We start from the raw sequence: 17,862 nt of genomic DNA, 5'->3' as shown, positions 1-17,862 counted from the left end.
GGCGTTCGCACATCCTGGTGCAGCCGGCGGCGCCTGTCTGTCGGCTTTCGCGCCAATGTTTGACCCCGCATCTTGGGTAATGTCACGATCACGGGGTGCCGACTGCGCGAACGTCCCTGCGCGCCCGGATCGCCGCCCGGCTCCCCGAGCTGACCGACGCCGTCCTGGACCGCTGCGCCGCCGAGATCCCCTTCTACCGGCAGCTCCCGGCCGACCAGCTCGCCGGGGACGTCCGGGACTCGATCGCGCGGACCCTCGACCTCGTCCTGCGGACCCAGCGCGAGGACCGGGGGCCCGACGCCGCCGAACTCGCCGAGATCATCGACGTGTCGGGCCGCCGCGCCGCCGACGGCGTCCCGCTGGAGGCCGTCCTCGCCGCGTACCACGTCGCGGCCGAGACGTGCTGGCGGCTGCTCGCCGCCGAGGCCGGGCCGGAGGAGATGGACGACTTCTGCGCCATCGGCACCCACATGCTCCGCTACCTGCGCGACGTCGTCCCGGCCGTCGCGGGCGCGCACCTGCACGAACGGCAGCAGGCGCACAGCCAGGAACGCGAGGCGCGGCGGGCGCTGGTCGCGGCACTGCTGGCCGGTGAGCCGGCGGCGCCGCTCGCCGACGACGCCGGGGTCGTGCTCGCCCCCGCCTACGCCGTCCTCGTGGTGCGGCTCGCCCCCGACACCGACGACACGGCGGCGCGGCGCACCGCGCGGCGCCTGCAGTCGGCGCTCGGCGCGCACCGGCCGGACGCGCTGAGCGCGCTCACCGGCGAGGGCGGCGTGATCCTGTTCCCCGCCGCGTCCGGCGCGCTCGACACGGTGACCGCCGACCTGCCCGGCCTGGTCGCGCGGATCGGCGCGTCGCTGGCCCGGCCGGTGACCGGCGCCGTCGCCCGCGCGGCCGACGTCGCCGCCGTCCCGGCCGCGCACCGCGAGGCGGCCGAGATCGCCGACCTGGCGCAGCGGCTCGGCCTGCCGCCCGGCTGCCACGCGCTGGAGGACGTCCTGCTGGAGTACCAGCTCGCCCGTCCGGGCCGGGGCCTGGCCGGGCTCGCCGCCAAGCTGCGTCCGCTGGACGACCACCCGGTGCTGCTGGAGACCGTCCGGACGCTCGTCCGGCACGGGAACAACCGCACCCGCGCGGCCGCGCACCTGCACGTCCACCGCAACACGCTCGACTACCGCCTCGGCCGCGTCGCCGCGCTCACCGGCCTGGACGCCGGCGACCCGCGCGACCTGCGCGTCCTGCACGCCGCCGTGACCGCCCGCGCGCTCGCCGGGGCCTAGCGGAGCCGGGCGAGCGCCGCTTCGATCTCCGCCTCGAAACGGTTGTCCGGCGGGACGGTGCCCGCGAGCGCCACGCGGAGGGCGGCGCCCGTCGGATCCTCCCGGTCGTCCCCGCTCACCGAGGTCAGTCGCGCCGCGCGGAGGGCGGCGCCCGTCGGATCCTCCCGGTCGTTCCCGGCCACCGAGGTCAGTCGATGCTGCTGGTGGTGGCGAGGGTGCGGACGGCGCCGAGCGCGACCGAGAGGGTGGCGAGGTCGAAGCTGTCGCTCTCCCAGATCTCCAGGAGCGTCTGCTGGGCGCGGGCGATCGGGGCGCTGTTGCGCTCGCTCCACCGCGCGATGCTCTCGTCCGCCGACGTCCCCGGCTCGCTCAGGCCGAGGACGGCGCGGGTGAGCTGGGCGTGGGCCTGGTAGAGGTCGTCGCGGAGCGCGGCGCGGGCCATCGAACGCCACCGGTCGTCGCGGGGCAGCGCGATGATCGGCTCGCGGAGCCGGGCGAGCTGGAGCTTGTTGGCCAGCGTGAAGTAGACCTCGGCGACCTCGGTGACCGGACGGTCGATGTCCCGCGCGATCGACACCAGGTCGAACGTGCTGTAGGCCGGGACGAGCACCCCCGCGCGGTCGGCCAGGTCCGCCGGGACGCCCATCGCCAGGTAGGCGTCGCGGCGCTCCTCGTAGGCGGTGCTGTCCAGCCCGGTCAGCACCTTCGGGATGTGCGCGGCGAGCGTGACCGCGTCCTCCAGGAAGAAGTCGACGGTCGCGCGGATGTCGAACGGCGGGCGCCGGTGGTGCAGCAGCCAGCGCGAGCCGCGCTCGGTGAGCTTGCGGGCCTCCAGCAGCAGGGCGATCTGCGTGGACTCCTCGACCTGGTGCGACAGGCCGTCCACCGCCGACCAGAACCGCGGCATGTCGAACACCTCGCGGGCGACGAGGTAGGCGCGGGCGATGTCGGACGGCGACGCGCCCGTCTCCTCGTGGACGCGGAACGCGAACGTCGTCCCGGAGTTGTTGACCAGGTCGTTCACCACCGCCGTCGTGATGATCTCCCGGCGCAGCGGGTGCCGGTCCATCTCCGGCCGGAACCGCTCGCGCAGCGGCGTCGGGAAGTAGTCGACCAGCCAGGACTCCAGGTACGGGTCGTCGGGCAGGTCGGAGGCGATGAGGTCGTCGTCCAGCGAGAGCTTGGCGTAGGCGAGCAGCACCGAGAACTCGGGGCCGGTGAGGCCGCGGCCCGCCTGGCGGCGCTCGGCGAGGGCCTTGTCGTCGGGCAGGGACTCCAGCCGCCGCTTGAGCAGCCCGTCGCGCTCCAGCGCCCGCATCATCCGGGTGTGGACGTGCAGCATCGACCCGGCCTGGGCGCGCGCGGCGGCGAGGACGACGTTCTGCGCGCAGTTGTCGCGCAGAACCAGGTCGCCGACCTCGTCGGTCATCCCGTAGAGCAGGTCGTCGCGCTGCTTGCGCTCCAGTCGGCCGTCCCGGACGACCTGGTCCAGCAGGATCTTGATGTTGACCTCGTGGTCGGAGGTGTCCACCCCGGCCGAGTTGTCGATGAAGTCGGTGTTGACCAGGCCGCCCTTGCGGGCGAACTCGATCCGGCCGAGCTGGGTCAGGCCGAGGTTGCCGCCCTCGCCGACGACGCGGCAGCGCAGGTCCGCGCCGTCCACCCGGACGAGGTCGTTGGCCTTGTCCCCCACCTCGGCGTTGTTCTCCGTGGACGCCTTGACGTACGTCCCGATGCCGCCGTTCCACAGCAGGTCCACCGGGGCGAGCAGCGCGGCGCGGATCAGCTCGTAGGGGGTGAGCGCGTTGACGCCCTCGGGGATGCCGAGCGCCGCGCGGATCTCCGGGCTCAGCCGGATCGACTTGGCGGTGCGCGGGAACACCCCGCCGCCCTGCGAGATCAGCGACGTGTCGTAGTCGGCCCAGGTGCTGCGCGGCATCTCGAACAGCCGCCTGCGCTCGGCGAACGACCGCTCCGGGTCCGGGTCGGGGTCGAGGAAGACGTGCCGGTGGTCGAACGCGGCGACGAGCTTGATGTGCTCCGACAGCAGCATCCCGTTGCCGAACACGTCCCCGGACATGTCGCCGACGCCGACGACGGTGAAGTCGTCCTTCTCCACGTCCAGGTTGAGGACGCGGAAGTGGTACTTCACCGACTCCCACGCGCCGCGCGCGGTGATGCCCATCGCCTTGTGGTCGTAGCCGACCGACCCGCCGGACGCGAACGCGTCGCCCAGCCAGAAGCCGTATTCGGCGGCGAGGCCGTTGGCGATGTCGGAGAACGTCGCGGTGCCCTTGTCGGCGGCGACCACCAGGTAGGTGTCGTCGCCGTCGTGCCGGACGACCTTCTCCGGCGGGACGACCTTGCCGTCCACCAGGTTGTCGGTGACGTCCAGCAGGCCGGAGATGAAGTCTTTGTAGCAGTCGATCCCGGCCTTCATCCACGCCTCGCGGTCGGACGGGTCGGGGAGCTGCTTGCCGACGAACCCGCCCTTGGCGCCCGCCGGGACGATCACGGTGTTCTTCACCGCCTGCGCCTTGACCAGCCCGAGGATCTCGGTGCGGAAGTCCTCCCGGCGGTCGGACCAGCGCAGCCCGCCGCGCGCGACCGACCCGAACCGCAGGTGGACGCCCTCGACCTTCGGCGAGTACACGAAGATCTCGAACTTGGGGCGCGGCAGCGGCAGGTCCGGGATGCCCTCGGGGTCGAACTTCAGCGACAGGTACGGCTTGCCCTGGTAGTGGTTCGTCCGCAGCGTCGCCTGGATCATCGCGAGGTAGGCGCGCAGGATGCGGTCCTCGTCGAGGCTCTGGACGTCTTCGAGACGTCCCTCCAGCTCCTCGAAGATGCCGAGGCTGCGCTCGATCTCGCCGCCCGCGAGCTGCGGGTCCAGCCGGCTCTCCCACAGCCGGACGAGCAGCCGCGTGATGCCGGGGTTGTTGAGCAGCACCTGCTCGATGTAGCGCTTGGAGAACGACGTCCCGGTCTGCCGCAGGTACAGGGCGTAGGCGCGCAGGATCATCGTCTGCCGCCAGTCCAGGCCGACGCGCAGGACGAGCGCGTTGAACCCGTCGTTCTCGATCCGCCCTTCCCACAGGGCGAGGAACGCCTCCTGGAACAGTTCCTTGACGGCGTCCTGCGGGACGCCGGGCGTCGGCGTGTAGCGCAGGCCGAGATCGTAGATCCAGGCGCGCGGCCCGCCCTGCGGCATGATCTCGTACGGCCGCTCGTCGATCACCTCGACGCCCATGTTCTGGAGCAGCGGCAGCATGTTGGACAAGATGATCGGCTCGCCGCGCCGGTAGATCTTCAGCCGCCGCGCGCCCGCGTCGGCGCCCGCGGGCTCCCACAGGTCGATGGAAGTGTCGCCGTCGGCGCCGAGCCCGTCCAGGCGGCGCAGGTCGGACACGGCGGTGGTCGCGGTGAAGTCGGCCTTGTAGCCCTCGGGGAACGCGTCGCCGTACCGGGCCGTCAGCTCGGGTGCCCGCTGGTCGCCGCACTCGCGGCGGATCGCGTCGGCGAGGAAGTCGGTCCACGAGCGGGTCGCGTTGGCCAGCCGCCGCTCCAGCGCCTCGGCGTCCACGTCGGGCAGCCGGTGCCCGCGCTCGCCGCGCACCACGACGTGCAGCCGCGCGAGGACGGACTCGGTCACGTTGGCGCTGTAGTCCACCGAGACGCCCTCGAACGCGCTGCGCAGGATCTCCTGGATCCGCAGCCGCACCTTCGTCGTGTACCGGTCGCGCGGCAGGTAGACCATGCACGACATGAACCGGCCGTAGGGGTCTTTCCGCAGGAACAGCTTGAGCTGGCGGCGCTCGCGCAGCCGCAGCACGCCGACCGCGATCGGCAGCAGCTCGTCCGGGGAGATCTGGAACAGCTCGTCGCGCGGGTAGCTCTCCAGGATCTCGATGAGTTCCTGGCCGTCGTAGCTGTCGGGGGTGAAGCCGGTGCGGTCGAGGACCTCGTCCACCTTGCGCTTCAGGACGGGCACGTGCGCGATCGACTCGCTGTAGGCGACGTGCGCGAACAGGCCGAGGAAGCGCCGCTCGCCGACGACGGCGCCGTGGTCGTCGAACTTCTTGACGCCGATGTAGTCGAGGTAGACGGCCCGGTTGACGGTCGACCTGCTGTTGGCCTTGGTGATGACGAGCAGGTGCCGTTCGGTGGCGCGGCGGCGGACCTCGGGCGGCAGCGCCGCGAAGCTCCCCGACTCGGACGTGTCGGTGCGCAGGATGCCGAGCCCGGTGCCGGTGACGGGCCGCAGCGCCGACCCGTCGTCGGCGAGCGCGTAGTCCCGGTAGCCGAGGAAGGTGAAGTGGCCGCCCGCGAGCCAGTCCAGCAGCTCGACCGCCTCGTCGGCCTCGTCCCCGCGCAGCGGCGGGTTGTCGGCGATCTCCCGGGCGAGCGCGACGGCGCGCTCGCGCATCTTCTCCTGGTCCTCATAGGCGACGCGGACGTCGTTGAGGACGCGCAGCAGGTCGTTCTCCAGCTCGGCCAGCGCGGCGGGGTCGGACACGCGGCCGATCTCGACGTGGATCCAGGACTCGTCCAGGTCGTGGTCGCTGTCGCGCTTGCCGCGGAACGTGCGCAGGCGGCCCGCGACGTCGCGGTCGACGCCGAGCAGCGGGTGGACGGTCAGGAACGTGGTGAGCTTGTGCCGGCTCACCTCCATCGACACCGAGTCCACGAGGAACGGCATGTCGTCGGTGACGACCTGGACGACGGTGCGGCCCTGCTCCTCCCACCCGTCGGACTCCTCGGACGGGTTGAAGACGCGCACTTTGGCCCGTCCCTGCGGCCGTTCCGCGCCGAGCCGGCGGTGCGCCATCGCGGGGCCGTACACCTCGGCGGGCGGACGTCCGATCAGGTCCTCGGGGGCGACATGGCGGTAGTAGAGACGGAGGTAACCGTCGGTCTCCGCGATGTCCCCGTGCTCGCCGAGCGCGGCGGCGTACTGTTCCGCCGCGGTCCGGAGCAGGTCGTACTTCGCCTGATCGAGCTCGCCGCTCATGCCTGTGCCAACTCCCCTGGGAACCGCCCGCCACGTCGTTGTGACGAACGCTCACGCCGCCAGCGTAACGATCTTCGGCTCCGCGCTCGACCGCCGGGGTCGCGCGTGGAACATGCCGGTTCCTACCCTGCCACTCCCGTCCGGGGAAACCGCCGCGAATCACGTAACCCTGCCCCCGGCGCGCAGCGATATCGCGCGGCCGGGGCAGGTGTCACTGTCCGGTGCCGGCTTTGTTGCCGTCAGGTGGCGGGGACTCCGGCGGGTCGGGCGACTCGGGCGGCGTCGGGGTCGGCGTCGTCGGCGGGGGCGAGTGGGTGACGGTCGGCGTCGGGGTCGGCGTCGTCGGGTCCGGCGTCGGCGAGTCCGACGGGGTCGGCGAGTCCGACGGGGCCGGGCTGCTGTCCTGCGGGACCGGGACGGGCGCGTGGCGGCGCGGGACGTCCACGATCTGGTGCGCGGGCGCGCTCGTCGCGGACGCCGGGGCGCTCGGGTCGCTGACCTTGGTGGAGGAGTTGCCCACCTTGGGCCGCGTCAGGGCCAGGACGGCCGAGACCACGACGACCGCCGCGACCAGCGCGACCCCGGCGGCGGCGAGGCCGACGCGTCCGTGCGGCCGGGCCAGCAGGGCGGCTACCGGCGGGCGCAGCCGCGCCAGGACGGTGCCGCGCGCGGGCGCGGGCACCGGCGAGACGCCCGGGAACGCGACCCGGGTCGCCGTGGGGTCGGCGTCGTCCCCGGCGGCGAGGACGCTGCCCGCCGCGAGCATGGCCGTCGCGTCGCCGAGGTCGGGCGCGGCCGGGACGTCCGTGCCGAGCAGGCGCAGCAGCAGCGTCCGGGACGGCGGGCGCCGCTCGGGCTCCTTGGCCAGGCACTCCAGGACGAGCACGCGCAGCGAGCCCTCCATCGCGCCGACGTCGGGGTCCTCGTGCAGCACCCGGTTGATCACGGCGTGGATGGAGTCCTGCCCGAACGGGGGCTCGCCGGTCGCCGCGTAGACGAGCGTCGCGGCCCAGCAGAACACGTCGGCGGGCGTGCCGGTGTCCTCGCCGCGGATCTGCTCGGGCGCCATGTAGGAAGGCGTGCCGATGACGCGGCTGGTCAGCGTGGTGGCACCGGTGACGGCGCGGGCGACGCCGAAGTCGATGACGCGCGGGCCGTCCGGTCCGACGAGGACGTTGTGCGGCTTGAAGTCGCGGTGGACGACCTGCGCCTCGTGGATCGCGGCGAGCGCGGTGGCGGTGCCGACGGCGAGCCGGTCCAGCGCGGCGCCGTCCAGCGGCCCCTCGTCGCGGACGAGTTGGTTCAGCGACGGCCCGGGGACGTACTCGCTGACGATGTAGGGACGGTCGCCGTCGACGTCGGCGTCCAGGACCTGCGCGGTGCAGAACGGCGCGACGCGCTTGGCGACGTCGAGTTCGCGCAGGAAGCGGGAGCGGGCCTTGGCGTCGTCGATGAGGTCGGCGTGCAGCAGCTTGATCGCGACGCGGGGTTCGGCGTCGCCGGGCTCCCCGCCGTCGGGCGCGGCGGCGCCGAGGAAGACGGCGCCCTGGCCGCCCTCGCCGATCCGGCCGAGGAGCGCGTAGGGGCCGAGCCGGTCCGGGTCTCCGGAGCGCAGCGCCCCGAGCTTCATGGAAACGGGCACCGTCCCTTCGGGGTGGAGTGGGGCCGGGAGGCTCTCCGCGGAACCTTACCGGGCCGGGGCGACGGGGCGTGGGGGGCCGGGACGTGGTTCGTCCGGGTTCGTCCGGGCCGTGCGGGCCGGACGAATTCCGCCCTGAAGAGGACGCGCGAGCCCCCGCCGCCGTTGTCCCGACGTCCGCTTTACGACATCACAGACATGTCGTACCGACATTTTCCCCGGTCGTGGGTGTTTCCCAGCGAAGTCTGGAAGGCCCGACCGGCCGGGCCGGGTAGACCCTCTCGCGGATGATCATGTAGGGAGGTTCCACGGCCATGTCCATCCCCATGAAGGCCGCGTGCGGCGCCGCGACGGTGACGCTCGCTCTCACGACCGGACCGGTGGCGCTCGCCGACGACGCGCCGCCGACCGTGCGCCGCGCGATCGCGGCGTCCACCGCCGAACAGAGCACGTCGCGGACGCAGTCCCGTGCCGTGCTGCGCGCCCGCAGGCTAGCGCTGCTCCAGCGAGCCGTCCGGAAGAAACGGGCGGCGATGACGGCGAAGTGGGACACGCGCGCCCGCCGAGCCGTCGCCTACGCCCTCAAACAGCGCGGACGCCCGTACGTCTGGGGCGGGAACGGGGCCACCGGGTTCGACTGCTCGGGGCTCGTCCAGCAGGCGTGGCGGCGCGCCGGGGTCTCGATCCCCCGCGTCACCTACGCGCAGTACCGCAGGATCCGGTCGCACGTCCGGACGCGCGGCCTGCGCGCCGGCGACCTCGTGTTCTTCCACCGTCTCGGGCACGTCGGGATGTACCTGGGGAACGGACGCTTCATCCACGCGCCGCACACCGGCGCCACCGTCACCGTCTCGCGGCTGACGGGCTACTACCAGCGGACGTACGTCGGCGCGGTGCGTCCGGCCTGGGTGCGGCTGCCCAGGGTCCCGACGGCCCTGGAGGGCTGAGCCGCCTCCGTCGGCGATGATGGCGGGATGCAGACCCCGCCCCGCGTCTACACGCGCGCCGACCTCATGGACGCCCACGGCCTCGGGCGCAGCACCCTGGAGAAGTGGTACCGGGAGCGCGCGGCCAACGGGCATCCGGAGGCGGCGGGGACGTCCGGAGGCCGCCTGGTCTGGGACGCCGGGGAGTGGGACCGCTGGTACGCGGCCCGTTCCACCGGCGTCCCGGACGGCCTGGCGACGCGCGACGACCTCGCGGCGCGCCACGGGATCAGTAAGCACCGACTGAAGCAGTTGTGGGCCGAGCGGGAGGCCAACGGGCATCCCGAGCCCGTCCGGCGGCACGGCAAGGCCCTGTTCTGGGACGAGGCCGCCTTCCTGTCCTGGTATGCGGGACTCGGGGCTCCTTCCGCCCCGGACGACCTGATCACGCTCGCGGAGGCGGGCCGGATGCTGGGCCTGGCCCCGGGCAGCGTGACGGTGTACGCGTCCCGTCCGCCGCGCGGCTGGCCCGAGCCCGTCCGCGTGGAGACCCTCGCCGGGGGCCGCGTCCGGCGCCTGTACCGCCGCGCCGACGTCGCGGCCTACGGGGCGTCCCGCTAGCGCGCTCCACAAGATCATTTCTTCACTCTACGCAGTCGCGGCGCCACGGGAATGACGGGCCCCGGGGTCCTGTTGTACGGGGTCCTCGCCACGACCGGCGGGGAGGGTCACGGGAATGCCAACACCGTCCCAGGTGTTCTACCCCGTATCCGCCGCGATGTCGGCAGGACCCCATGGGAATGGCAACGCGGTCCTCCGCGTTCTCCCATGTACGCGCCGCGAGAGCAGCGCACACCACGGGAATGTCAACCCCGGGCCAGGTGTTCTACGTAGGACCGCCGTTCATCCGGCGAAACCCACGGGAATGCAAGCATCTCGTCCGGTGTTGTAGCCCGTGACCGTCGCGGAAGCGGCGGACACCACGGGAATGCAAACACCACGTCAGGTGTTCTCTCCCGTACGAGCAGGCCGTACCGCGTTCTCCCGAGCGGAGCGCATCACGCGAGGCCTGAACCACGCGCCCCACCGTTCTTCCGGGGCCGTGCGCGAAGACCGCGCCACTGCCGCGCATCTTCCGCTCCGTGCCGTTTCTTCGGCCGGAGAACGTCCATCGACCGCCGGGCGCCTTCCGCGCGCCCCACGCCGAGTCCGCATCTCTGCGGAGCCGGGGACCCAAGGTTCCATCACGGGGTGAATCGGTTCGAGCACGAACCGTAGGGCGTCTTCCACGCCCGAACCCGTCAGCTAACCCGGTAGGCGTCATGGAAGCTGAGGAGCAATCCTTCATGATCGGTAAGCTTCGCACCGCCACGACCCGTACCCTCGCCCTGCGCGCCGCCGGCACCCTCGCCGCCGGGGCCGTGCTCGCCGGGACCGGCGCCGCCGCCGCGCAGGCCGCCGTCCCGACGCCGGGCAAGGACGTCCCGACCGGTGTCGTGTCCGCCGCGGACGCCGCGCAGCAGCGCGCCGCCGACGCCAAGCCCAACTCCACCGCGCCGGCCGCCCCGAAGCAGGCCGCGCCGAAGCAGGCCGCGCATGCCCCGACCGCGCAGGACGCCGTCCGGCTCGCCGAGTCGCAGGTCGGCCAGCGCGAGCAGGGCGCGGGCGCGACCAAGTTCTCCAAGTGGTACATGGCCACCGACCGGGCCAAGGAGACCGTCAAGCGCGACGGCGGCTCGCTCGGGTCCTACAAGAACGCCTCCTGGTGCAGCATGTTCGTGTCCTGGGTCGGCAACAAGCTCCAGTTCTCCGACCAGATGGGCGAGGACGCCTGGACCGTCCAGCACGCCAAGTGGTTCGAGGACAACGGTCGCTGGGGCCACACGCCCAAGCCCGGCGCGGTCGTCTTCTTCTCCTGGGACGGCGGCAAGTCGGCCGACGACATCGAGCACGTCGGGATGGTCGTGAAGGACAACCACGACGGCACGATCAAGACCGTCGAGGGCAACACCGGCAACGCCGTGAAGATCAAGACCCGTCCGGTCGACTCGGTCGTCGGCTTCGGGTACCCGAAGTACGCCAAGTGATCCACCCCGCCCGGAGCCCCGTGCCCGGCGCCGCCCCCGGCGGCCCGGCGCGGGGCTCCGCGCATTCGCGGGGTCAGGCCGGGGCGGCCCAGTCGACGCGGTAGGAGTGGATCCATTCGAGGGAGTCCTCGATGGACGCGTCGGTCAGCTTGGCGGCCGACGCGCGGGCGCCCAGCGCCACGATGTCCTGGACGCGGCCCCGGCGCAGTTCCTCGTAGCGCGCCGCCGCGTCGTGCCAGGACGGGCGGTCGCGCAGGCACTTGGCGAGGACGACCGCGTCCTCCAGTGCCATCGACGCGCCCTGGCCGGACGTCGGGGTGGTCGCGTGGGCCGCGTCGCCGAGCAGGATCGTCCTTCCCCGGCGCCAGACCGGGACGGCGGGCAGGTCGTGGGTCGGCACCGCGTACAGGCCCGGTCCGGTGCGTTCGATGACGTCGCGGACGAACGGCGGAGTGTCGTTCAGCGCGTCCAGCAGGAGCTTGGTCAGGTCGTCCCTTGTCATCGCGGCCAGTTCGGAGCGGGTGGGTTCGGTCGGCCAGGGCAGGTTCGCGAACCACCAGACCTCGTCGCGGCCGGCGGCGGTCGTATAGCCGAAGAAGCCTCCGCCGCCCCGCACGAACTGGAGCCGCGCCGGTTCGCCCGGCGCCCGCGCGCTTTCGGCGAAGCCGCCGATGTTCAGCAGCGGGATGTAGCGCGGCGACGGGGCGCCGGGGTCGATGACCGAGCGGGTGCGCGAGTGGACGCCGTCGCAGCCGATGATGACGTCGGCCGTCACGGTCGAGCCGTCGGCGAAGGTCGCGGTGCCGGTGTCGTCGGCTTCCACCAGCTTCTTGTCGTAGCGGAGGACGGCGCCGCGCTCCTGCGCCGCGCGCCGCAGGATCCGGTAGAGGTCGGCGCGTCGGACGGGCGCGAAGCCGGACCGTCCGGCCGTCCCGGTCCGCGGGTCGACCAGCGAGGCGGCCAGCGTCGTGGCGCGCAGGCCGAGGACGTCCAGCGCGCTCAGGCCGTTGGACGCGACGCCGAGCCACAGCCCGGCGTCCAGGTCGGCGGCCGATCGCGCCTCGCAGACGGTGACGTCCGCGCCGATCGAGCGCAGCGCTACGGCGGTGGCGGAACCGGCGATACCGCCGCCGATGACGAGGGCATGCACGCTGGATCCTCCTCGGACGAAAACCGTTCTTCGGACGCTTTCCCAGCGAAACACGACCCGCCGTAAATCGTCAATCATCCGCCGGAACACCACAATTCATTCGCCCGAACGAATTCCTTCGTTCGCGCGGCTGACTTACGGGCCAGAAAAGAGGACCCGGACGGCGACAACCCCCTGGACTCAGCGGACGGCCATCGGACCGACCGGCCAGGCTGGCCTTCCGTCCCGATCGGAGGATCGCCATGCACCTGTCCCGTGGTCTCGCCGTCGTCCTGGCGGCGGCCGGCATGACCGTCCTCGCCCCGCACGCGGCGTCCGCCGCCCCACCCCGCGAAACGCGCTGGACGCCGTGCACCTCCCTCTCCCTGGAGATCAACTGGGTGTGCCGCGAGACGTTCGGCGGCGACTGGCACGCCACCGGCCGCACCGACATGACCGGCTGCGGCGTCTCCCAGCGAATCGAATGCGCCCGCTGACCCACCCACAACGACCGCGCCAACACAGACCGAGCACAAGCACCACGCGTCAGCGGCCGAAGCCCCGCCCGCACGAACGTCGCCGACGTGCGCGGCAACGCACGGACAAACGCACGCTGAGCCGTCGGCGACCGGCAAGGCGCGGCGCGCAGCATCGCGGAACCTGGCAGCGAACTCGGCGACGCGCGGCGCGGACCGAACGCGCTGAACCGCCAGCGACCAGCGAGGGCGCGGGCCGCCCTTCCAGACGCTGGCCGCGAACTCGGCAACGCGTGCGGGCGAGCGCACGCTGAGCCGTCAGCGGCCGGTTCCGATACGCGGTCGACAGCGCGTGCACCGTCCGTGCGGGGCGCGGTGGCGTGGGGCGGGCTGAGTTGTCAGCGGCCGGTCAGGGTCAGGAGGCGGCGGGCGGCGCTCTGGGCGCCGTTCGTGCGGACGTTGCGGGCGAACGCGGCGGCCTGGGGTGCGCGGGTGAGGGCGTGGGCGAGGGCTTCGGTCAGGTCGTCCGGCGTCGCGGTGACGCCGATCCCCAGGTCTTCCACGCGGCGCGCGAAGTAGTGCTGGTCGTAGTGCTGCGGGACGACGACCTGCGGCGTTCCGGCGCGTGCCGCCGCCGTCGTGGTGCCTGCGCCGCCGTGGTGCACGACGGCGGCGACGCGGCGGAACAGGGCCTGCTGGTTGACCTCGCCGAGGGACAGGCAGTCCGGCCCGTCGTCCGGCGAGGCCAGGTCCGTCCAGCCGCGCAGCACGACGGCGCGGCGGCCGTGCGCGCGGGCCGCCGCCACCATCGCGGCGGCCAGGCCGTCGGGCGCGCGGACGCTGCCGAACCCGAAGTAGACGGGCGGATCGCCCGCCGCGAGGAACCGTTCCAGTTCGGGCGGCAGCGGACGCTCGTCCGGGAGGATCCAGGCGCCGGTCTGGACGACGTCCCCGCCGCCGGGCCAGGGCGCGAGCGCCGGGTCGGCGGCGAGCCACGGGGCGCCGGTGAAGATGTGGCCGCGCACGTCGGCGACCGGCGGCAGCCCGGCGGACGCCCGCTGCGCGTTGAGCGCGACGCCCCACGAGGCGTTCCAGCGGCGCGCGTCGGCCGTCCACAAGTCCTCGGGAGTGCCGTCGTTCCCGGCGTCCCCGCGCCACGCGGGCGGCGCGTGGTGCGCGGACGGCAGTGTGACCGGGCAGTACGCCGCGTAGACGTACGGGATCCCGCGCAGTTCGGCCACCGAGCGCAGGGCGATCTGGAGCGCGCCGCCGCCCACGAGCGCGGCGCAGCCCTCCGCCGCGTCGGGCAGGACGGCGAACTGCGCTGCGACGGTCGCCGCAGCGATCTGGAGCATCTGCTCCGGTGTCGGTTTCGCGGTCGGACGGGCTTTCGCCGTGCCGCGCACTTCGGGCCCCAGTGGGATGAACGGGATATCGAGACTTTCCAGCCAGTCGCGGAAATCGGGCGGCGCGCAGACGCGGACGTCCGTCCCGAGTTCTTTCAGGCTCAGCGCCAGCGCGGCGATCGGCTGGACGTCGCCGCGCGATCCGATGGTCGAGAGAAGAATGGCCCCCGCAGTGTTCATGACGGGCGATTCTGAACCCTGACGGGGGTCTTGCCGCAAGCCCCCTTCTCGGCTATACATTGAAAATGGGGCCACTCACCCGCTGTGACAGGCCGGTGACCCGCTCTCATCTTCGTCTTATCGCCGGTTCCTACCGTCCGGCCCATGACGAGACTTCACGGAAGACGGCGCTGGGCCCTGGCGGCGGCCGCGTGCCTCGCGATGGCGATCCTGGCGGCCCTGGTGGGCGTGGCGGCCGGGACGATGGAGCGGCCCAGCGGGACCGCGACCGTGGCCGGGCTGCCCTGGCCGCGCGGCGCGCGCGGGGCGCTGCAGGTCGAGGGCGCGGCGGATCCCGTCGTGTACGGGTCGCGCAAGCCGGTGCCGATCGCCAGCGTCGCCAAGCTCATGACCGCCTACGTCTTCCTGCGGAGCCGTCCGCTCGAGCCCGGCCGTTCCGGACCGGTCTTCACGATCTCCGCCGCCGAGGCCGGACGGTACGGCGAGCGGCTGGCCCGGCAGGAGTCGGTCGTGCCGGTGCGCGCCGGCCAGGAGTACACCGAGCGGGAGGCGCTGGAGGGGCTGCTGACCGTCTCGGCGAACAACCTGGCGCACGAGATCGCCCGCTGGGACGCGGGCGGCGAGCGGGCGTTCGTCGCGAAGATGAACGCGGCGGCCCGTGCGCTGGGGATGCGCGACACCCGCTACACCGATCCGAGCGGGTTCGACTCCGGGACGGTCAGTACCGCGTCCGACCAGCTTCTGCTGCTGCGCGCGGTGTCGCGGCTGCCGGGCTTCCTGGCGGTGGCGTCGCAGCCGTGGTTCGAGGCGCCGGGGACGGTCGGGCGCATCCCGACGACCGACCCCGTCCTCGGGACGGGCGGCGTGCTCGCCGGCAAGACCGGCTACACGAGCGCGGCGGGCGGGAACTTCGCGTTCGTCGCCCTGACGAGACGGAACAATGTTCCGGTTCTGGTGCGGGGTGTGATCCTCGGCCATCACGACGTGCCGAACGCGGCGGCGACCTGCCGGTTCGTCCCGGCGCTCGTCAGTGCGGCGGTCGCCGGGCCGCTGCGCCGGACCGCCGAGGCCGACCGCGTCCAGGCATGGGCGGATGACCCGGCCTAGCCGGGAATCCGCAACCGGATCAATGTTCCGCCTCCGGGCGCGTTCGCCGCGTCGAGGGACGCGCCGTGCGCGACCGCGATCTGCCGGGCCATCGCCAGCCCCAGCCCCGAGCCGGGCAGCGCGCGGGCGCTGCGGGCCCGGTAGAAGTGGTCGAAGATGTGCGGCAGGTCCTCGGCGGCGATCCCCGGGCCGTGGTCGCGGACGGTCAGCTCCCCCGGCACGACCCGGACCTCGACCGTCCCGCCGTCCGGGCTGAACTTCGCCGCGTTGTCCAGCACGGTCGACACCAGCCGCGCCAGCCGCGCGGGCACCCCGGACACGACCGTCGGCGCGGTGTCGGCCGTGAACACCACGTCCGGCCAGTGGTCGCGCGCCGTCTCGACGGCGGCGCGCGCCAGCTCGTCCAGCCGGACGTCCTCCAGCAGCGCGGGCGGCTCCTTCCCGCGCGCCAGCTCGACCAGGTCGTTGACCAGGTCGGTGATCGAGCGGAGCTGTCCGTCCAGCGCCGCGACGGCCCGGTCGCGCTGCGTCGGGGTGAGCCGGTCGCCGTAGCCGAGGATGTCGATGTTGGTGCGCAGCGCCGTCAGCGGCGTGCGCAGCTCGTGCGACGCGTCGGCGACGAGCTGGCGGCGCGCGGCCAGGGAGCGTTCCAGCACGTCCAGCATGGTGTCGAAGGCCCCGGCGAGGCGCGCCACCTCGTCGCGGCCCGGCTCCCCCGCCACCGGCAGCTCAGCCCGGCGGTGCGGATCCCCGGTCGCGGCGATCAGCTCGGCGGTCTCGGTGAGCCGGCCGACGCGCGAGAGCCCTCCGCGGGCGACCAGCCAGGCCCCGGCGGCGGCCATCATGATCCCGGCCGCGCCGAGCCCGGCGAGCAGCACCCGCAGCCGCACCACCGAGTTGGCGTACGTCTGCGCCTGGACCGCGATCTGGACGGCGCCGCCCGCGATCGGGACCGTCAGCGCCCGTCCGGGCGCACCGTACACGACGACGTCGGAATAGGTGTCCCGGGCCCGGTGCGCCGCGACCCGCGCGGCGTCCGCGGAGACCGGCATGCCCGAGCCGCCGACCGTCCCGGCCGGGGTCCCGGCGGGGATCATCTGGATGCACGCGGTCGTGCCGCGCAGCGCGCAGGACGAGGACGACGTCCAGGGCTCGTCGGCCGTGCGCCCGCTCCCCTCCGGGCTCGCCAGCCACGCCTCCATCTGCCGCCGCAACGTCAGGTTGAGCTGCCAGTCGAACTCGTGCAGGACCGCGACGTACACGCCCGCCGTCAGCGCCGCGACGATCAGCGCCATCACCCCGGCCGTCGTCACGGCGAGCCGCGTCCGCAACCGCGACCGCCGCCAGCGCGCCCCCCGACCCGTCACCCAGCCCATCATCGCCCGCCCAGCCGAAACCAGCACGAGCACGCCGCCCCGCCCGTCACGCGGCCCACCATCCGGCCGTCGGCGCGGCCCGTCATCGCTCTCCTAGCCCGACCGGCACCAGCGCGCCGCCCGGCCCGCCGGACGACCCGTTGCCCAGTCCGGCGTCCGACCCGTTACTCAGCGCGCTGCCCCGGTCCGGCGTTCGGTCCGAGGAACCGCCCTCCGCCCAGCCCGTCACCCGGCCCGCCGCGCGGTATGACGCGCCGATCGCCGCCCGGCCTGTCGTTCGGCCCAGCGATCGGCCCAGCGCCCGGCTCGGAGCCCGGTTCAGCACCCGGTTCAGCGCGTGGAGCGGCGCGTGGAGCGGCGCGTGGAGCGGCGCGTGGAGCGGCGCGTGGAGCGGCGCGTGGAGCGGCGCGTGGAGCGGCGCGTGGAGCGGCGCGTGGAGCGGCGCGTGGAGCGGCGCGTGGAGCGGCGCGTGGAGCGGCGCGTGGAGCGGCGCGTGGAGCGGCGCGTGGAGCGGCGCGTGGGGTGGTGTTCGGGGTGTCATCGTTCGGCGAGGCGGTAGCCGAGGCCGCGTACGGTGTGGACGAGTCGCGTCTCGCCGTCCGCTTCGAGCTTGCGGCGCAGGTAGCCGATGTAGACCTCCAGGGAGTTGGACGACGGGCCGAAGTCCAGCCCCCAGACGCGCTCCCCGATCTGGCTTTTGCTCAGAATTTGCCCGGGGTGCTCCAGGAGCACTTCCAGGACGCTCCACTCCGTCAGCGTGAACTCGATCCGGCGGGCGCCGCGCCGGCCCGTCCGGGACTCGGGGTCGACGGTCAGGTCGGCGAACGCCAGTGCCGGGCCGGGGCGGGAGCGGCGCAGCAGGGCCCGGACGCGGGCGACGAGTTCCCCGAGGTGGAAGGGCTTGCTCAGGTAGTCGTCGGCGCCCGCGTCCAGGCCCTCGATCCGGTCGCTGACGGCGTCGAGCGCGGTCAGCACGAGCACCGGGGTGCGGTCGCCGCGCGCCCGCAGCGCGCGGCAGACGGCGAGGCCGTCGGTGCCCGGCATCATCACGTCGACGATCATGACGTCGGGCCGCCAGGCCGCGACCGCGCGCAGGGCCGCGTCGCCGTCGGCCTCGGCGCGGACGGTGTACCCGGCGACGCGCAGCCCGTCGGCGAGCGCGTCGCGCACTTCGGCCTGGTCGTCCACGACGAGGACGCCGGCGTCGTCGGTCTTCACGTCACGGCAACGGACGGGCGGCCC

The 17,862-nt window shown here is 73.6% G+C and carries 14 protein-coding genes and 1 riboswitch; of the genes, 7 read left to right on the top strand and 7 right to left on the bottom strand.

What is annotated here, in order from left to right:
• Window positions 1–95 precede the first annotated feature (95 nt).
• Window positions 96–1,283 carry a PucR family transcriptional regulator gene (locus tag BTM25_RS07295; RefSeq protein ID WP_235828279.1) on the top strand — a complete coding sequence of 396 codons (1,188 nt, stop codon included), beginning with the start codon at window positions 96–98 and terminating at the stop codon, window positions 1,281–1,283.
• Here the strand turns inward: BTM25_RS07295 and BTM25_RS07290 are convergent.
• The 3 genes from BTM25_RS07290 to BTM25_RS07280 all read right to left on the bottom strand — a co-directional run bounded on the left by BTM25_RS07290 (window position 1,280) and on the right by BTM25_RS07280 (window position 7,924).
• Entirely contained in the window at window positions 1,280–1,465 is a 186-nt protein-coding gene (locus tag BTM25_RS07290; protein WP_103561934.1) for a hypothetical protein, read from the bottom strand. The two genes, BTM25_RS07295 and BTM25_RS07290, sit on opposite strands and share 4 nt — an antisense overlap.
• A 5-nt stretch (window positions 1,466–1,470) precedes the next feature.
• Entirely contained in the window at window positions 1,471–6,294 is a 4,824-nt protein-coding gene (locus BTM25_RS07285; RefSeq protein ID WP_103561933.1) for an NAD-glutamate dehydrogenase, read from the bottom strand.
• Between the two features lie 211 nt (window positions 6,295–6,505).
• A complete protein-coding gene (locus BTM25_RS07280; RefSeq protein WP_103561932.1) occupies window positions 6,506–7,924 on the bottom strand; it encodes a serine/threonine-protein kinase in 1,419 nt (472 codons plus the stop codon).
• 323 nt (window positions 7,925–8,247) lie between these two features.
• Between BTM25_RS07280 and BTM25_RS07275 the strand changes: the two genes are divergently transcribed.
• The 3 genes from BTM25_RS07275 (at window position 8,248) to BTM25_RS07265 (ending at window position 10,946) form a co-directional block, all read left to right on the top strand.
• Window positions 8,248–8,880, top strand: coding sequence for a C40 family peptidase (locus BTM25_RS07275; RefSeq protein WP_168212041.1), 633 nt, complete (start codon window positions 8,248–8,250; stop codon window positions 8,878–8,880).
• 27 nt (window positions 8,881–8,907) lie between these two features.
• Window positions 8,908–9,480, top strand: a complete 573-nt coding sequence (locus BTM25_RS07270) for a hypothetical protein (protein WP_103561931.1) — start codon at window positions 8,908–8,910, stop codon at window positions 9,478–9,480.
• 570 nt (window positions 9,481–10,050) lie between these two features.
• A riboswitch (cyclic di-AMP (ydaO/yuaA leader) is annotated at window positions 10,051–10,193 on the top strand.
• A 12-nt stretch (window positions 10,194–10,205) separates the two neighbouring features.
• The gene (locus BTM25_RS07265; RefSeq protein WP_103561930.1) at window positions 10,206–10,946 is read left to right on the top strand and encodes a CHAP domain-containing protein; all 741 of its coding nucleotides are present in this window, start codon (window positions 10,206–10,208) and stop codon (window positions 10,944–10,946) included.
• A gap of 73 nt (window positions 10,947–11,019) precedes the next feature.
• Here BTM25_RS07265 and BTM25_RS07260 read toward each other — a convergent pair whose 3' ends face one another.
• Window positions 11,020–12,096 (bottom strand): FAD-dependent monooxygenase, encoded by a 1,077-nt coding sequence (locus BTM25_RS07260; RefSeq protein WP_168212040.1) that lies wholly within the window; start codon window positions 12,094–12,096, stop codon window positions 11,020–11,022.
• A gap of 242 nt (window positions 12,097–12,338) precedes the next feature.
• Between BTM25_RS07260 and BTM25_RS07255 the strand changes: the two genes are divergently transcribed.
• Complete coding sequence (locus BTM25_RS07255) at window positions 12,339–12,572, top strand: hypothetical protein (protein ID WP_103561928.1); 234 nt, start codon at window positions 12,339–12,341, stop codon at window positions 12,570–12,572.
• 377 nt (window positions 12,573–12,949) lie between these two features.
• Here BTM25_RS07255 and BTM25_RS07250 read toward each other — a convergent pair whose 3' ends face one another.
• The gene (locus BTM25_RS07250) at window positions 12,950–14,137 is read right to left on the bottom strand and encodes a glycosyltransferase (protein ID WP_103561927.1); all 1,188 of its coding nucleotides are present in this window, start codon (window positions 14,135–14,137) and stop codon (window positions 12,950–12,952) included.
• A 144-nt stretch (window positions 14,138–14,281) separates the two neighbouring features.
• On the opposite strand from BTM25_RS07250, the gene BTM25_RS07245 reads away from it, so the two are divergent.
• Window positions 14,282–15,244, top strand: coding sequence for a D-alanyl-D-alanine carboxypeptidase family protein (locus tag BTM25_RS07245; protein WP_146058997.1), 963 nt, complete (start codon window positions 14,282–14,284; stop codon window positions 15,242–15,244).
• Here the strand turns inward: BTM25_RS07245 and BTM25_RS07240 are convergent.
• Complete coding sequence (locus BTM25_RS07240) at window positions 15,241–16,611, bottom strand: sensor histidine kinase (protein WP_205647983.1); 1,371 nt, start codon at window positions 16,609–16,611, stop codon at window positions 15,241–15,243. The genes BTM25_RS07245 and BTM25_RS07240 overlap by 4 nt on opposite strands.
• A gap of 358 nt (window positions 16,612–16,969) precedes the next feature.
• Here BTM25_RS07240 and BTM25_RS29110 point away from each other — a divergent pair, with 358 nt between their 5' ends.
• Entirely contained in the window at window positions 16,970–17,179 is a 210-nt protein-coding gene (locus tag BTM25_RS29110; RefSeq protein ID WP_146058996.1) for a hypothetical protein, read from the top strand.
• Here BTM25_RS29110 and BTM25_RS07230 read toward each other — a convergent pair.
• The gene (locus BTM25_RS07230) at window positions 17,158–17,838 is read right to left on the bottom strand and encodes a response regulator transcription factor (RefSeq protein ID WP_103561923.1); all 681 of its coding nucleotides are present in this window, start codon (window positions 17,836–17,838) and stop codon (window positions 17,158–17,160) included. The genes BTM25_RS29110 and BTM25_RS07230 overlap by 22 nt on opposite strands.
• Window positions 17,839–17,862 lie beyond the last annotated feature (24 nt).

Source organism: Actinomadura rubteroloni (assembly GCF_002911665.1).
Classification (GTDB): domain Bacteria; phylum Actinomycetota; class Actinomycetes; order Streptosporangiales; family Streptosporangiaceae; genus Spirillospora; species Spirillospora rubteroloni.
Note: the sequence above shows the minus strand (reverse complement) of the source record. Positions and strands in the feature narration are given on the sequence as shown.

Bases quoted from the DNA above. Each gene is read 5' to 3' on its own strand.
- BTM25_RS07265 (WP_103561930.1), top strand. From the start codon at position 10,206: ATGATCGGTAAGCTTCGCACCGCCACGACCCGTACCCTCGCCCTGCGC.
- BTM25_RS07280 (WP_103561932.1), bottom strand. From the start codon at position 7,924: ATGAAGCTCGGGGCGCTGCGCTCCGGAGACCCGGACCGGCTCGGCCCC.
- BTM25_RS07270 (WP_103561931.1), top strand. From the start codon at position 8,908: ATGCAGACCCCGCCCCGCGTCTACACGCGCGCCGACCTCATGGACGCC.
- BTM25_RS07255 (WP_103561928.1), top strand. From the start codon at position 12,339: ATGCACCTGTCCCGTGGTCTCGCCGTCGTCCTGGCGGCGGCCGGCATG.
- BTM25_RS07250 (WP_103561927.1), bottom strand. From the start codon at position 14,137: ATGAACACTGCGGGGGCCATTCTTCTCTCGACCATCGGATCGCGCGGC.
- BTM25_RS07275 (WP_168212041.1), top strand. From the start codon at position 8,248: ATGTCCATCCCCATGAAGGCCGCGTGCGGCGCCGCGACGGTGACGCTC.
- BTM25_RS07245 (WP_146058997.1), top strand. From the start codon at position 14,282: ATGACGAGACTTCACGGAAGACGGCGCTGGGCCCTGGCGGCGGCCGCG.
- BTM25_RS07285 (WP_103561933.1), bottom strand. From the start codon at position 6,294: ATGAGCGGCGAGCTCGATCAGGCGAAGTACGACCTGCTCCGGACCGCG.